Origin of the sequence: Streptomyces sp. NPDC096132, assembly GCF_044763345.1 — a bacterium.
GTDB lineage: Bacteria > Actinomycetota > Actinomycetes > Streptomycetales > Streptomycetaceae > Streptomyces.
Window position 1 is genome coordinate 181,392 of the sequence record NZ_JBIWGA010000006.1, and the last position, 14,290, is coordinate 195,681.

The following is a 14,290-nucleotide window of genomic DNA, read 5'->3' on the forward strand; positions in this document are numbered from 1 at the left end:
GCGCCCGCGGCCGCGTACATGACGGAGTCGGAGCCGAGCGCGCACCATGGGCTTTCCGGCCCGGTGGGCGGGGCGAGGGCGGCCACGGGGCCGCCACCCCGACGGGCGGGGCCGAGGGCGCCCTTGGGTATCCCGGCCCGGCGGGCGGCGACGCCGTCAACTGACGTGCTGTCCGGTGGACATGCCAAGATGCTGCTGCCCCGGGTCCCTCACGGGGATGGGGAGCGGGAACAGAGCCATGCCTGAGACAGAGACGATCCGCGACTGGTCGCTCCCGGCGCTGCTGGCGGCTGCCCAGCTCGCCTGGTTGTGGGCCTACGGCCCTTGGCGGGACGGTGACCTGCCCGGAGCGGTCGCGACCGTGGCCGTCGGATGCGCCCTCGCGGTGGAGACCGCGGCCCTGGGGTGGCGACGGCGGACGCCCGTGCGCTCCCTGGCGGGGTCGGTCGGTGCCCTGGCCGTGGGGCTGGTCGCCTGGGAGGACGGCTACTTCGCGCTGGGCTCCCTGGTGTCCCTGTACTCGGTCGCGGTCCGGTGCCCCCTTCCCGTGACCCTGCGGGCCGTCGCCGCCGTCATCGGCGCCGAATGGCTCCTGGCCTTCGCCATGGCGGGCTTGCGCACCGCACCTCTCGCGGAGTGGGCGGTCGCGGCCTTGGTGTACGTGCTCTGCGCGGGTCTGGGCGAGGCGCGGCGCCAGTGGCGCGCGAGGCGTCTGACCGCGGCCCGTCGGCTGGCGGGCGCCGAGGAGAGCAGACGGCGCGCCGGGGAGAACGAACGGCACCGCCTCGCCCGTGAGTTGCACGACGTGAGCGCGCACCACCTGACGTCGGTCGTGGTCACCGTGGACGCGGCGGGCAGGCTCGGCGGCACGCGGCCGGAGCCGGCGGCCGAGGCCCTGGAGTTCGCGGAGCGGACCGGCCTCGAGACACAGGCGTCGCTGCGGCGGCTGGTGGGGCTCATGCGGGAGCCGGAACCGCGCGAGGCCGAGTCGATGACCGGGCGCATCCAGGAACTGGTCGCGGGATTCGGCCGGTTGGGCCGTCCGATCGCCACGGAGCTTCCGCCGGACCTGACCGGCCCGGTGGGAGAAGCCGTCCACGGGATCGTGCGCGAGGCGCTCACCAACGCGATCCGGTACGCCCCCGGGGCGGCCGTGCGGGTCGCTGTCGTGCGCGACGAGGGGCGGCTGCTGCTGACGGTGACCAACGGCCCGTCGGGGACGCGGGCACCGCACGCGGCCGGCGGCCTGGGGTCGGGTCATGGCATCGCGGGGATGCGGCAGCGCGCGGCCGCCGTCGGCGGCGAGCTCAGCACCGGTGCGACGGCCGACGGCGGCTGGCGGGTCGAGGCGGCGCTGCCCGACACCCTCACCCCTCGGGCACCGGAGGGATGGCGGCGGGACGTCCTGCAGGAGCAGTTGCTGGTCGACCCCGCCCTCGCGTTCACCGCGGCGGTCCTGCCCGTCTTCTTCCTCCTGATCGGGGCCGAGGACTGGAGCCGGCAGACCCGGCATGCCGCGATTCCCGGACTCGTCCTCGTGTCCGCCCTGTTCGCCCTGCACGCGCTGCCCCTGGTGTGGCGGCGGCGGGCGCCCCGGGCCGCCCTCGCCGGCGTCCTGGCAAGCTCCTCGCTCTGGCCGGCGGCCATTGCACTGGCACCGGTCTCGCCGAGACTGTCCCCCTACTTCGCCGTGGGCCTGATCGCCGAATGCCTCGCCGTGTACGCGCTGGGCGCCTACGGCCACAGCGCCGCCCGCACCTGGCCCTGGGTGCTCGCGGCGGGGACGGTGAGCACGTGCGCGCTCGTCGCCACGGCGGCCGCCGACGGAGAACTGACGGGCGGGGGACCTTTCTGGGTCATGGTCGCGGTGCTGGTCGTGCCGTTGAGCATCCTGTCGTGCGCGGGGTTCGTCCTTCTCTGGGGCGTCGGCCTGATGGTCCGCAGGCACCGGCTGCGCGTGCTCGCGCGGGACGACTTCGCGCTCGCCGGCTCGGCCTGGCAGGCCGTCCAGTCCGCCGGGGCCGAACGGCACCTGCTGGCCACGCGGCTGAGCGACGCCGTCCTGCGCCATACGGCGCACCTCGTGGAACTCGCCCGTGCGGGGCGGCTGGACGACGTCGCGGCCGAGGCCCGCGCCGCTCTGGCCGCCATGCGCGAACTGCTGCACAGCCTGGACGAGCCGGCGGAGCCGGGCGTCGCACCACCGCCGACGGCCACCGACCTGGAGGCACTCTGCGAGTCGCTGCGGTCGGCGGGCCGGCAGGTCGTCCTCAGGGGGCTGCCGAAGACCGCGGCGGGCATGGGCCCGGCCGTCACCCGGTCCGTGTACGGCATCGTCGAGACCGCCCTCGGCGCCGGCGACCGGGACCGCGCCCGGATCCGCCTGCACCGGCGCCGCGACACCCTGCATCTGACGATCTCCGGCGTCCGCCTCGCCGTCGTCGGCCCGGTCGCCGAACGCCTGAAGGCGCAGGTGACCGCGGACGAGGGCCGGCTCGCGCTGGAACCGGCGGGCACCGTACGGGTGTCCCTGCCCCTCGCCTCCGCCCCGTCGCCTCTACCCAGAGGTGCAGACGGGGTTCGTTCCCCGAGCGGATGGGAGGGCGTGCGTCCGCCGGAACACTGATGCGTATGAATCTCACCCTGTTCATAGCGCTCTGCGTCCTCGTGTCCCTCGCGGGCGCCCTGGTCTCCGTCTTCAACGAACCGCCGATGTGGGTCGTGGTCACCGGGGGGATCGTCGCGTTCGCCGTGAGCACCGCGCTGCTCCGGCTCCCCGCGCTCTCCGAGGTCGGCGATTCCTCCGTCGCCTACTGGAGCCTGCTCTGCGCCGTCTTCTCCGTGGTGGAGGCGCTGCTGAGTCTCGTCGTGGCGGATCGCCTCCGGCCGGACCGGAGCTGACGCAAGGATCCCCGCCGCCTAGAACGTGAGCACCCCCCGGGCCACCCGCCCCGCCTCCGCGTCCGCCGCCGCCTTCTCGAAGTCCTCGACCGGATAGGTCTGGGTGATGAGTTCGTCGAGGAGCAGCCGGCCCTCGCGGTACAGGTCGGCGTACAGGGCGATGTCCCGCTGGGGACGGGAGGCGCCGTAGCGGCAGCCCAGGATGGACTTGTCCAGGAAGAGGGAGGAGACCAGGAAGGACGCCTCCGCGCTCGCCGGCGGCACCCCCAGCAGCACCGCCTGACCGTGCCGGTCCAGCAGATCGACGGCCGCCCGGATCAGCTCCACCCTCCCCACGCACTCGAAGACATGGTCGGCCCCCGTCGGCAGGACGTCCCGCACACCCTCCGTCGACGGCAGGAAGTCGGTGGCCCCGAACCGCCGCGCCACCGCCTCCTTCGCCGGGTTCGCGTCGACCGCGACGATCCGCAGCGCGCCCGCGATCCGCGCGCCCTGGAGGACGTTGAGCCCGATGCCGCCGGTCCCGATGACGACGACGCTCTCGCCGTACCCCACGCGCGCGCGGTTGAGCACCGCGCCCACCCCGGTCAGCACCCCGCAGCCGATCAGCGCGGCCGACGGCAGCGGAATGTCCTTGGGTATCCGCACCGCCTGGACGGCCTTCACCACCGTCCGCTCGGCGAACGCGGAGTTCGACGCGAACTGGTACACCGCCCGCCCCGCGCGCGTGAACGGCTTCTGCGGCCGCCCGATCGCCTGCCGGCACATCGTGGGCCGCCCCCGGTCGCACTCGGCGCAGGTCCCGCAGCTGGCGAGCGTGGACAGCGCGACATGGTCCCCCGGTACGACATGGGAGACCCCGGCCCCGACGGCCTCCACCACCCCCGCCCCCTCGTGCCCCAGCACCACCGGCGCCGGGAAGGGGATCGTCCCGTCCACCACCGACAGATCGCTGTGGCACAGCCCGGCCGCCGAGATCGCCACGAGCACCTCGCCGGGCCCCGGATCGCGTACGTCGAGATCGTCGACGACCTCCGCCCGCTTCCCGTCGAACAGCACGCCTCGCATCACGCCACCACTCCCCTGTCACCTGGGCTGTCTGGGCAGGCCGAGCACGCGCTCGGCGATGATCGTGCGCTGGATCTGGTCCGAGCCGCCGTAGATCGTGTCGGCCCGGGAGAACAGGAACAGGTGCTGCGCGTCGTCCAGTTCGTACGGCGTCGCGGGCGTCCAGTCCGACGGACCCGCGCTCGCCGCCGCACCCCGCACCTGCACCGCGAGCTCCCCGAGCCGCTGATGCCAGCCCGCCCACAGCAGCTTGGCCACACTGGGCGCCCCCGGCCCGCCCGAGCCGCCCAGCGTCCGCAGGGCGTTCCACCGCATGGCCCGCAGCTCGGCCCACAGCCGCACCAGCCGGTCGCGTACGACGGGGTCGTCGGCCGCGCCCGTCTCCACGGCCGTACGGACCACGCGCCCCAGTTCCTCGGCGAACCCGATCTGCTGGGCGAGCGTCGACACCCCGCGTTCGAAGCCGAGGAGGCTCATCGCGACCCGCCAGCCGTCTCCCACGGCACCGACGACGTGCTCCGCACGCGCATGTGCCCCGTCGAAGAAGACCTCGTTGAAGTCGCTGGTGCCGGTCAGCTGACGGATGGGCCGCACCTCGATCCGGCCCGGCTGGTCCATGGGGACGAGAAGGAAGGTCAGCCCGTGGTGCCGCGCCGACTCCGGATCCGTCCGCGCGAGGACGAAACACCAGTCGGCCTCATGGGCGAGGGAGGTCCAGATCTTCTGGCCGGTGACGCGATACGCCCCTCCGCCACCGTCGAGTTCGGCCCTGGTACGGACTCCGGCGAGGTCGGACCCGGCACCCGGTTCGCTGTAGCCCTGGCACCAGAGTTCCTCCCCGGCGGCGACGGGCGGCAGGAAGCGGGCCTTCTGCTCGGCCGTCCCGTGCGCGAGCAGGGTGGGCGCGAACAGGTTCTCCCCGATGTGCCCGGAGCGGGGCGGTGCCCCCGAGCGCGCGTACTCCTCGGCCCAGGCGACCTGCTGGGTGAGACCGACGGTCCGATTCCCGTACCCGCCCTCGGACCAGCCGATACCGATCCAGCCGGCGGCACCGAGCGTGCGCTCCCAGGACCGGCGATCCCGCTCCACGCCGACATGCGCATCGAGCCAGGCACGCGCTTCGGCACGGAACGCGTCATCTTCTGCGGTGAACCCGAAATCCACGTTCAGCTCCTCAAGACGCGGCAACAGCACCCACCCCCAGGGGCGCGGGGCTCTGTCGATATGCGGCTCCGCCGCGTGGGCGCGACCAGCCACACCCAACCCGCACCCGCCGACAAATCCGCAACTCACCCGTTGGGCCGCGCCCCCTCCCCCGCGGCTCGCCGCATCTCCTCCAACCGCTCCAACATCGGCATCGGATCCACCCCCACCGACCCCGGCAGAACCTCCGCAATCCGCGACGGAGTCCACGCACCCCCCTCCGCGTAAGCCGAACGCAGTTCCCGCGGCTGCGCCCACACCGCGATCTTCGCACCGGCGACCGTGTAGACCTGCCCGGTTATCCCCAACCCCCGCGCCCGGTCGGACAAAAGGAAAATCACCATGGCGGCGACATCCTCCGGCTCCCCGATCTCCGTCAGCTCCATCGGCACCCCCGCCGACATCCGCGTCCGCGCGACCGGCGCGACCGCGTTCGCGGTCACCCCGTACTTGTGCAGCCCCAGCGCCGCGCTGCGCACCAGCGAGATGATCCCGCCCTTCGCCGCGCTGTAGTTGGCCTGCGACACCGACCCCTGGTGGTTGCCGCTGGTGAAGCCGATGAGCGTGCCGGACCGCTGCTTCCGCATCACCGCCGAGGCCGCCCGGAAGACCGTGAAGGTGCCCTTGAGGTGGGTGGCGACGACCGGGTCCCACTCCTCCTCGGACATGTTGAACAGCATCCGCTCGCGCAGGATCCCGGCCACGCAGACGACCCCGTCGAGCCGTCCGTACGCCTCCAGGGCGATGTCCACGACCCGCTGCCCGCCCGCCATGGTGGAGATGTCGTCGGCGACCGCGACGGCCTCTCCGCCGGCTGCCTCGATCTCCTTGACGACGGCTTCGGCGACCTCGCTCGTGGGCGCCGCGCCGTCCACGCCCACCCCGTAGTCGTTGACGACGACCCGTGCGCCCTCGGCCGCCGCCGCCAGCGCGACCGCACGTCCGATGCCCCGTCCCGCCCCCGTGACGGCGACGACCTTGCCGGTCAAGAAGTTCCCCACGCCCGGCCCCTTCCCGCGGTTTCTGACGGACCGTTAGATTTTATGACCCGTCAGATAGTTGGAGACAAGCCCCGGGGAGTACCGATGTCACTGCCTCAGGCGTTCCACGACATCGCCAAGCACGTCAACAACTGGGGACGCTGGGGCCCCGGCGACGAGATCGGCACGCTCAACCTGATCACCGACGAGGTCGTGCGCGGAGCGGCCGCCGAGGTCCGCACGGGCCGCCGGATCCCCCTGGCGCTGCCGTTGCGGGAGGACGGCGTGCAGACCGGGATGATCCCTGGACGGGTCAACCCGATCCACACCATGGTGCAGATCAACCAGGAGATCTTCGGGCCGGGCACGGTGGCGTGCAGCGACGACGCCGTGACGATGGGCCTGCAGGCGGCCACGCACTGGGACGCCCTGACGCACGTCTCGCACTCGGGGAAGCTCTACAACGGCCGCCCGGCCGCCACCGTCACCGCCCACGGCGGCGCCGAGTTCAGCGGGATCGACAAGGCGCGGCACGTCGTCTCGCGGGGCGTGCTGCTGGACGTGGCACGCGCGCGTGGCGTCGACCGACTGGCGGGCGGCCACGCGGTCACGCCGGAGGACCTGGAGGCGGCGGAGGAGCTGGCCGGTACGCGGGTGCGTGCCGGTGACGTCGTGCTCGTACGGACCGGGCAGCTCCAGCTCTACCTGGCCGGCGACAAGCACGGGTACGCCTTCCCCTCGCCGGGGTTGTCGGTGCGCACCCCGGAGTGGTTCCACGCGCGCGATGTGGCGGCCGTCGCCAACGACACCATGACGTTCGAGATCTTCCCGCCGGAGATCGAGGACCTGTGGCTGCCGGTGCACGCGCTGGACCTCGTGGAGATGGGGATGCTGCAGGGCCAGAACTGGAATCTCGAGGAGTTGTCCACAGCCTGTGGAGAAGCAGGCCGTTACGCCTTCCTGCTGTCGGCGATGCCCGAGCCGTTCGTCGGCGGCACGGGAACTCCGGTGGCCCCCGTGGCCGTTCTCTGACTCCCCGGACATGTTGGATGGCGGCGCGCCGCTGTCCGCCCCGAGCACGGCACCGCGCGCCGCCATCCGACTCCGGCGTTGTCTCCCCCACTCTCGATTCCGCTCGAGCGAGGGGACCCCCGTCGGCCCCCCTCCGGCCCTGAGGGATCCGACGCCGAATCACGACCCACACTCGGCGAGGGCGCCCGTCACCGATGCCCTCGTCGTCCCCTCGCGGCGAATCGCTGACCACAAGCGTGATCAAACGGACACGCCGCGTCAACACCCGAACGGGGATTTATTACTTACGCCCTATTTGCAACGGGCGCGCACGGAAGCACATCCGGGCGCACCGAGGCCGCGTCGGCACAGCGCGACAGCGCTTTCTGCACCCGCGCCCCGAGCACGCCGCCCACTGCGCCACACGCCGCCGGACATGTCGCATCCCGCGCACGCGCCAACCGGCCGCACCTCACACGACCTCGAACGCGAACCCCTCGTACGCCGGCTCCGGACACACGGGCCGCTTCGAGCACACCGGGGGCTTCGCGTACACGGGCTCCGGGACCTCGCTCCCGCGCCCCGCCGCACTCCCGCGATCCGTCCCGCTCCCGCGGTCCACCGCGCCCTCGGCGGGCCGCTCACAGCGGTCCAGTTCGCACCAGATGCGCTTGCCGCCGCCCTCCACGCTCCAGCCCCAGCGGTCCGCGAGACAGTCGACGAGCGCCAGGCCCCGGCCGCCCGTGGCGTCGTCGCCCACACATCGGGGCACGGGGGCGCGGTCACTGGTGTCCGCCACCTCCAGCCGGACGGTGGCCACCCCGTCCGCGGCGCCCGGTCCGCCGCCCGGCAGGGACAGCCGCACCACGGCCGGACAGCCGGTGTGCACCACGGCGTTGGTGACGAGTTCGGAGACGAGCAGGATCAACGTCTCGGCGAGCGGTTCGTCGTCCCCTATGCCGGACCCGGCAAGGCGCGAACGGGCCCACCTCCGGGCGCGCCCCACCTCTGCGGGGTCGGGCCGGATCTCCAGCTGCACTTGAAGCACCTGCACCGCTCACACCATCCGAACCGGCGGACACATGGCCGTGCGCCACGCGAGCCACGCGAGCCGCGTGGGCACCATGACGACGGGGGCCACGATCGTAGCCATTTTCTGCATGGCCAGAACAACAGCCAGAGGCAGCGTGACGGAACGTGAATCCCTTACGAGACAGCTTGGTTGACGTACAGTCACCTCAACAAGCGCTTCGGGCATATTCCAGCGCGAAGGAGTACTCGTGCGGCATACTGTGCGACGCCCGCGCCGGGGAGTCGAACAGGCGGGGACCCGAGGCCCGTCCGCCCTGCGAGCAGCGGCGTGCACCGCCGGTTTCGGCGCCGCCCCAGGGGCACCACCGGCATGGCTCATGCTCGGAACCACTCGCATCCCACAGAAGGTACCGGAGGGCCCTGCCGACTCCAGGCCGTGACGGGTCACGCATCGGACACAACCCGATATCAACGCTCCGTGATTCCGGTATGCCACAATCCGCGACACGCGTACGGCAGTCCACCGCGAGCCCCGAGCGTCCCCGCAGGCAGAGCCGCTATCGGCCGGCTCCGGCCAGCAGTCCCTCCGCGAGCAGCTCCTCACTCTCCGTGCCGCCTCCCGCACGCCGGGTGCGCACCCAGGCCCGCTTCAGCAGCAGGTGGACGTCCGCCTCCCAGGTGAACCCCATGCCGCCGTACACCTGGAGACAGTCGCGCGCGCCGCGTACGGCCGCCTCGTCGGCGAGCAGCCGGGCGGCCGCGATGTCGGCCGGGTCGGCGGTGACGGCGGCCGCGTAGACCGCCGCACGGGCCACCTCGACCCGCACCAGCAGCTCCGCGCACAGATGCTTGACGGCCTGGAAGGCGCCGATCGGCTGCCCGAACTGCTCCCGAGTCCGGGCGTGTTGCACGGCCAGCTCGCACGCGCGCGTGGCCGTACCGAGCTGCTCGGCGGCGGTGAGGAGGACGGCGACGGGGTCGGTGGACCCCTGGGTCCGGGTCCGGTGCAGGGGTGTCAACGGGTCCACCGATCGCAGCGGTACGGCGGCCGACACGTCTCCGAGGACCACGTCCGCCTCCGCCGACCACTCCACCAGACCGCCACCGTCGACGGCCGCCACGACCGTCTCCCCCTCGGCCGCGCCGGGTACCCGGCCCGCCGCGAGGTGGGTGGCGACCAGCGGCCCCGGCAGCAGCGCCCGGCCGGCCTCCTCGAAGGCCAACACCGCCTCGGGCGGTCCGAGTCCGACCCCGCCGTCCACCTCCGGCAGCCGCAGCGCGAAGAACCCGGCCGCGCCCAGCTCCCGCCACAGCGCCCGGTCGAGCCCGGGCCGCTCCACGGCCGCCCGCAGCGCGTCCCGGTCGAAGCGCCGGGCGAGCAGCCCTCGCACGCCCGCCTTCAACGCCTTCTGGTCCTCGGTCAATTGGAAACGCACGGGAAGTCCACCGCCCCTTTCACCGGCCCGGCACCTCGGTCACCGCCCTTTCGGCAGCCCGAGGATCCGTTCCGCCACGATGTTCCGCTGGATCTGCGAGGTGCCGGCCGCGATGGTGTACGAGAGCGAAGAGAGCCGGTCGAGCACCCAGGGCCGGTCGAGATCGAGGGCCGCGTCGCCGAGGACGTCGGCGGCGGTGTCGTACAGCTCCTGACGGACGTGCGAATACCTCAGTTTGAAAACCGAACCCCCGACGCCGGGTACCCCGCCGTCCGAGGCCTCGCTCACGTTCCACTGCGTCAGCCGCCACAGCGCCCGGAACTCGGCCTCCAGGAGGCCGAGCCGCCGCCGTAGCGCCGGATCGTCCCAGCGGCCGTTCCTTCGGGCCTCCCGGGCCAGTTCGCCGAGCACGCGCCGGCAGGCGACGACCTCGCCCACGAACGCCGTGCCGCGCTCGAAGGAGAGCGTCACCATCGTCACCCGCCAGCCGTCGTTCTCGTCCCCGACCCGGTGGGCGACCGGCACCCGCACCTCGTCGAGGTACACCTCGGCGAACTCGGCGGACCCGGCGAGCGTCCGCAGCGGCCGTACGGTGATCCCCGGGGCGTCCATGGGCATCGCCAGCCAGGTGATGCCCCGGTGTTTCGCGGCCGTGGGATCGGTCCGCACCAACAGCTCGCACCAGTCGGCGACTTCGGCGTGGGAGGTCCAGATCTTGGACCCGCTGACCACGTAGTGGTCTCCGTCGCGCCACGCGCGCGTGCGCAGCGACGCGAGGTCGGAGCCGGCGTCCGGTTCGCTGAAGCCCTGGCACCAGACCTCCTCGCCGCGCAGGATCGGCTCCAGCCAGCGCTCCCGCTGGGCGTCCGTGCCCTCGGCGGCGATGGTCGGTCCGGCGTGCAGCAGTCCGACGAAGTTGGCGCCCACGTAGGGGGCGCCGGCCTTCTCCGTCTCCTCCAGGAAGATGAGCCGTACGGTCGGGGAGGCGTCCCAGTGCACGTGCGCGTATCCGGCGTCGTACAGCATCCGCTGCCAGCCGAGGTCGTAGGCGCGGCGGCCCGGCCAGTCGGCCGGGGACGGCTTCGGCGGGAGCGTGGGCAGCGCCTTGCCGAGCCAGTCCCGCAGCCGGGCGCGGAACTCCTCCTCCTCGGGCGTGTACGACAGGTCCATTACTTGTCGAAGTCCAGGTCCAGCATGCGGATCGCGTTGCCCCGCATCAGTTTGTAGACCGTCTCGTCGTCGAGGCCCTTGACGTGGTCGAGGGCGACCTCCTTGGTGTGCGGGAAGGTCGAGTCGACGTGCGGGTAGTCGGTCTCGAAGGTGGCGTTGTCCCGGCCGACCACGTCCAGGGACGCCACCCCGTGCTTGTCGCGGAAGAAGCAGCAGTAGATCTGCCGGTAGTAGTACGTCGACGGCGGCTCCGGGATCAGGTCGCGGACCCCGCCCCAGGCCCGGTGCTCCTCCCAGACGTCGTCGGCGCGCTCCAGGGCGTACGGGATCCAGCCCATCTGGCCCTCGGAGTAGGCGAGTTTGAGGGCCGGGAACTTCACCAGGACCCCGCTGAAGAGGTAGTCCATCATCGAGGCCATCGCGTTGTTGAAGCTGAGGCTGGCCTGGACGGCGGGGGGCGCGTCGGGCGAGGCGGCCGGCATCTGCGACGACGAACCGATGTGCATGTTGACGACCGTCCCCGTCTCCTCGCACACCGCGAAGAACGGGTCCCAGTAGCCGGAGTGGATGGACGGCAGCCCCAGGTGGGTGGGGATCTCGGAGAAGGTGACCGCGCGCACCCCGCGGGCCGCGTTGCGCCGGATCTCCGCGACGGCGAGGTCGATGTCCCACAGGGGGATCAGGCAGAGCGGGATCAGCCGCCCGCCGCTGTCGCCGCACCACTCCTCGACCATCCAGTCGTTGTAGGCACGCACGCACGCGTGCGCGACCTCCTTGTCGTGCGCCTCGGCGAAGGTCTGCCCGCAGAAGCGGGGGAAGGACGGGAAGCAGAGGGAGGCCTCGACATGGTTGAGGTCCATGTCCGCGAGCCGGGCCTCGGGATCCCAGCAGCCGCGCCGCATCTCCTCCCGGGTGATGCCCTCCAGGGTCATCTCGTCCCGGTCGAAGCCGACGGCGGCGATGTTGCGCTTGTACGGGAACTTCAGGTCCTCGTAGATCCACCAGTCGGTGGGCGGGCCGTCGGGATCCATCGTGATCTGGTACTTCCCGCCGACGTAGGCGAGCTCGCCGATCCCCGCGGTGAGCGGCTGCGGGCCGCGGTCGCGGTACTTCCGCGGCAGCCAGGTCGAGAAGAGGTGCGCGGGTTCGATCACGTGGTCGTCGACGCTGATGATGCGGGGCAGTTCGGTCATGGGGACCCCCACTCGTAAATCTGATGGACCGTCAGATTCGACGTACCAAGAAGGCTAGTGCGGCACCCCTGGACCAGCAAGGCGGCGAGCCCTACGCTCTGCGCAGATCTGACAGTCCGTCAGCTACAGGGGGCCGCCGTGACCGCCTTGAACGACACCGCCCACGCGCTGAGCGCGTCCCGCACCCTCTGGGAGCTGGTGGCCCGCCGGGCCGCCCTCACCCCCGACCGGCCCGTCCTCCTCCAGGAGGACCGCACGCTGACCTTCGGCGAGCTGCACGCGCGCGCGGAGCGGACGGCGGCCGGGCTGTACGGCATGGGCGTGCGCCCCGGCACGGTCGTCGCCTGGCAGCTGCCCACCCGGATCGAGACGGCCGTGCTGTCCTTCGCGCTGGCCCGTCTGGGTGCCGTGCAGAGCCCCGTGATCCCGTTCTACCGGGACCGCGAGGTCGGCTTCGCGCTGCGGGAGTCCAGGGCGGAGTTCTTCGCCGTACCGGGCGTGTGGCGCGGCTTCGACCACGGAGAGATGGCGGTGCGGCTCGGCGCGAAGGGCGTCTTCGAGGCGTACGACGACCTGCCCGAGGGCGATCCGGGCGTACTGCCCCCGCCGCCCTCCGACGGCACCTCGGTCCGCTGGATCTACTGGACCTCGGGCACGACCTCCGACCCCAAGGGCGTCCTGCACACCGACCGCTCCCTCATCGCGGGCGGCTCCTGTCTCGCCCACGCGCTCCACCTCACCGGCGACGACGTCGGCTCGATGGCCTTCCCGTACGCCCACATCGCCGGCCCCGACTACACGGTGATGCTGCTGCTGTACGGCTTCCCGGCGGTGATGTTCGAACAGTTCGCCATGCCGGACGCGCTGGAGGGGTACCGCCGGCACGGGGTGACGGTGGCGGGCGGGTCGACGGCGTTCTACTCGATGTTCCTCGCCGAACAGCGCAAGCAGCCGGGCGTCCCGGTGGTCCCCACCCTGCGGCTGCTCGCCGGCGGCGGGGCGCCGAAGCCGCCCGAGGTGTACCACGCCGTCGTCCGCGAGATGGGCGTGCAGCTCACGCACGGGTACGGCATGACCGAGGTGCCGATGATCACCATGGGGTCGCCGGACGACACCGCCGAGAACCTCGCGACGACGGAGGGGCGGCCGCCGGAGGGGATGGAGATACGGATCGCCGAGGGCGGGGAGGTGCGGCTGCGCGGGGAGGCGGTCTGCCGGGGCTATCTGGATCCGGCGCAGACGGCGGAGGCCTTCGACGAGGACGGGTTCCTGCGCACCGGCGACCTGGGCCGGGTGACCGGCTCCGGGCACCTGGTCCTCACCGGCCGGCTCAAGGACGTGATCATCCGCAAGGGCGAGAACGTGTCCGCGAAGGAGATCGAGGACCTGCTCGCCGCGCATCCGGACGTCGGGGACGTGGCGGTGGTCGGGCTGCCGGACGCGGAGCGCGGGGAGCGGGTGTGCGCGGTGGTGGAGCAGCCGCCGGGGGCGCGGGCGCTGACCCTGGAGGCGGTGACGTCGTATCTGCGCGGGGAAGGGCTGTCGGTGCACAAGCTGCCGGAGCAGCTGGAGCTGGTGGACGCCCTTCCGCGCAACGAGACGCTCCGGAAGGTGCTCAAGTACAAGCTGCGGGAGCGGTTCTCCCGGTGACCGCCCCTCGGGGCGACCGCTACTCCGGGACGGTGAAGTAGCGGGCGAACGCGGGCACGATGTCCGCCTCGCCGATCCTGCCGTCCGCGTCGGTGTCGAGGGCGCCGGCGAGGGTGCGGGCGAGGTCCTCCCGGACGCCCAGGACCCTCAGCACGCGCGCGGTGTCCTCGACCGTGGCCAGGCCGTCGCCGTCGGCGTCCACGATGTCCAGGGCGGCGTGCAGGAAGGGGCGGGCGATCTCGCCGAAGCGGTCGGGGTTGTCGTGCAGGCGCTTGACCGCGCCGCCGACGAACTCGTCCCGGGTGATGCGCTGGTCGCCGTCCCGGTCCGCGATGCCCGCCATGCCCTGCCAGAACGCCTCCGCGCCGGCGTACAGCGCCTGGCCCTTGTCGGACCGGGCCGCCGTGCCGAACTCGGCGAGCAGGGCCTTGGCGGCCGCGCCGAAGTCCTCGCGGTCGATGTAACCGTTGCCGTCCTGGTCGAAGGTGGCGAACCGGTCGGCGATCCTGCGTTCGTACTCGCTGCTGACCATGTCTTCTCGGGCCGCCTTACGTCCTCGTGTGGGGATGCTTCCGGACAGGGAGCGTACGACGCCGCGGGCGCTTCGGCAGCGGATGGGTGAGGTCTGTGCCAGGACCGGGGGAAT

Annotated in this window: 12 protein-coding genes; 4 read left to right on the forward strand and 8 right to left on the reverse strand. The window is 72.5% G+C overall.

The genetic code is table 11. The features are described from left to right. The first annotated feature begins 238 nt into the window (after window positions 1-238). Window positions 239-2,626, forward strand: a complete 2,388-nt coding sequence (locus tag ACIRF9_RS16510; protein ID WP_403821723.1) for a sensor histidine kinase — start codon at window positions 239-241, stop codon at window positions 2,624-2,626. 5 nt (window positions 2,627-2,631) lie between these two features. Next, the gene (locus ACIRF9_RS16515) at window positions 2,632-2,901 is read left to right on the forward strand and encodes a hypothetical protein (RefSeq protein ID WP_403821726.1); all 270 of its coding nucleotides are present in this window, start codon (window positions 2,632-2,634) and stop codon (window positions 2,899-2,901) included. A gap of 18 nt (window positions 2,902-2,919) precedes the next feature. Here the strand turns inward: ACIRF9_RS16515 and ACIRF9_RS16520 are convergent, their stop codons facing one another. The 3 genes from ACIRF9_RS16520 to ACIRF9_RS16530 all read right to left on the reverse strand — a co-directional run bounded on the left by ACIRF9_RS16520 (window position 2,920) and on the right by ACIRF9_RS16530 (window position 6,173). After that, on the reverse strand, window positions 2,920-3,969 hold the full coding sequence (locus tag ACIRF9_RS16520; RefSeq protein WP_403821729.1) for a Zn-dependent alcohol dehydrogenase: 1,050 nt from the start codon (window positions 3,967-3,969) through the stop codon (window positions 2,920-2,922). A gap of 18 nt (window positions 3,970-3,987) precedes the next feature. Then, window positions 3,988-5,133 carry an acyl-CoA dehydrogenase family protein gene (locus ACIRF9_RS16525; RefSeq protein WP_403821732.1) on the reverse strand — a complete coding sequence of 382 codons (1,146 nt, stop codon included), beginning with the start codon at window positions 5,131-5,133 and terminating at the stop codon, window positions 3,988-3,990. A 125-nt stretch (window positions 5,134-5,258) separates the two neighbouring features. Continuing rightward, window positions 5,259-6,173, reverse strand: coding sequence for an SDR family oxidoreductase (locus tag ACIRF9_RS16530; protein WP_403821735.1), 915 nt, complete (start codon window positions 6,171-6,173; stop codon window positions 5,259-5,261). Between the two features lie 84 nt (window positions 6,174-6,257). Here ACIRF9_RS16530 and ACIRF9_RS16535 point away from each other — a divergent pair, with 84 nt between their 5' ends. Then, entirely contained in the window at window positions 6,258-7,184 is a 927-nt protein-coding gene (locus ACIRF9_RS16535) for a cyclase family protein (RefSeq protein WP_403821738.1), read from the forward strand. Window positions 7,185-7,635: 451 nt separating this feature from the next. Here ACIRF9_RS16535 and ACIRF9_RS16540 read toward each other — a convergent pair whose 3' ends face one another. The 4 genes from ACIRF9_RS16540 to ACIRF9_RS16555 form a co-directional block, all read right to left on the reverse strand. Next, the gene (locus tag ACIRF9_RS16540) at window positions 7,636-8,202 is read right to left on the reverse strand and encodes an ATP-binding protein (protein ID WP_403822435.1); all 567 of its coding nucleotides are present in this window, start codon (window positions 8,200-8,202) and stop codon (window positions 7,636-7,638) included. A gap of 550 nt (window positions 8,203-8,752) precedes the next feature. After that, window positions 8,753-9,631, reverse strand: coding sequence for an acyl-CoA dehydrogenase family protein (locus ACIRF9_RS16545; protein ID WP_403821741.1), 879 nt, complete (start codon window positions 9,629-9,631; stop codon window positions 8,753-8,755). Between the two features lie 39 nt (window positions 9,632-9,670). Then, window positions 9,671-10,801, reverse strand: a complete 1,131-nt coding sequence (locus ACIRF9_RS16550; protein WP_403821744.1) for an acyl-CoA dehydrogenase family protein — start codon at window positions 10,799-10,801, stop codon at window positions 9,671-9,673. Continuing rightward, on the reverse strand, window positions 10,801-11,994 hold the full coding sequence (locus ACIRF9_RS16555; RefSeq protein WP_403821747.1) for an amidohydrolase family protein: 1,194 nt from the start codon (window positions 11,992-11,994) through the stop codon (window positions 10,801-10,803). Before ACIRF9_RS16555 ends, ACIRF9_RS16550 begins: the two co-directional genes overlap by 1 nt. Before the next feature lie 147 nt (window positions 11,995-12,141). Between ACIRF9_RS16555 and ACIRF9_RS16560 the strand changes: the two genes are divergently transcribed. Further along, window positions 12,142-13,644, forward strand: a complete 1,503-nt coding sequence (locus ACIRF9_RS16560; protein ID WP_403822438.1) for a class I adenylate-forming enzyme family protein — start codon at window positions 12,142-12,144, stop codon at window positions 13,642-13,644. Window positions 13,645-13,663: 19 nt separating this feature from the next. On the opposite strand, the gene ACIRF9_RS16565 is transcribed toward ACIRF9_RS16560, so the two are convergent. Beyond that, window positions 13,664-14,176, reverse strand: a complete 513-nt coding sequence (locus tag ACIRF9_RS16565; RefSeq protein ID WP_403821750.1) for an EF-hand domain-containing protein — start codon at window positions 14,174-14,176, stop codon at window positions 13,664-13,666. Between the last annotated feature and the right edge of the window lie 114 nt (window positions 14,177-14,290).

What these genes read in the sequence shown, in the direction of transcription:
- ACIRF9_RS16510 (WP_403821723.1), top strand. Translation starts at nt 239, where the DNA reads ATGCCTGAGACAGAGACGATCCGCGACTGGTCGCTCCCGGCGCTGCTG.
- ACIRF9_RS16515 (WP_403821726.1), top strand. Translation starts at nt 2,632, where the DNA reads ATGAATCTCACCCTGTTCATAGCGCTCTGCGTCCTCGTGTCCCTCGCG.
- ACIRF9_RS16520 (WP_403821729.1), bottom strand. Translation starts at nt 3,969, where the DNA reads ATGCGAGGCGTGCTGTTCGACGGGAAGCGGGCGGAGGTCGTCGACGAT.
- ACIRF9_RS16535 (WP_403821738.1), top strand. Translation starts at nt 6,258, where the DNA reads ATGTCACTGCCTCAGGCGTTCCACGACATCGCCAAGCACGTCAACAAC.
- ACIRF9_RS16550 (WP_403821744.1), bottom strand. Translation starts at nt 10,801, where the DNA reads ATGGACCTGTCGTACACGCCCGAGGAGGAGGAGTTCCGCGCCCGGCTG.
- ACIRF9_RS16555 (WP_403821747.1), bottom strand. Translation starts at nt 11,994, where the DNA reads ATGACCGAACTGCCCCGCATCATCAGCGTCGACGACCACGTGATCGAA.
- ACIRF9_RS16565 (WP_403821750.1), bottom strand. Translation starts at nt 14,176, where the DNA reads ATGGTCAGCAGCGAGTACGAACGCAGGATCGCCGACCGGTTCGCCACC.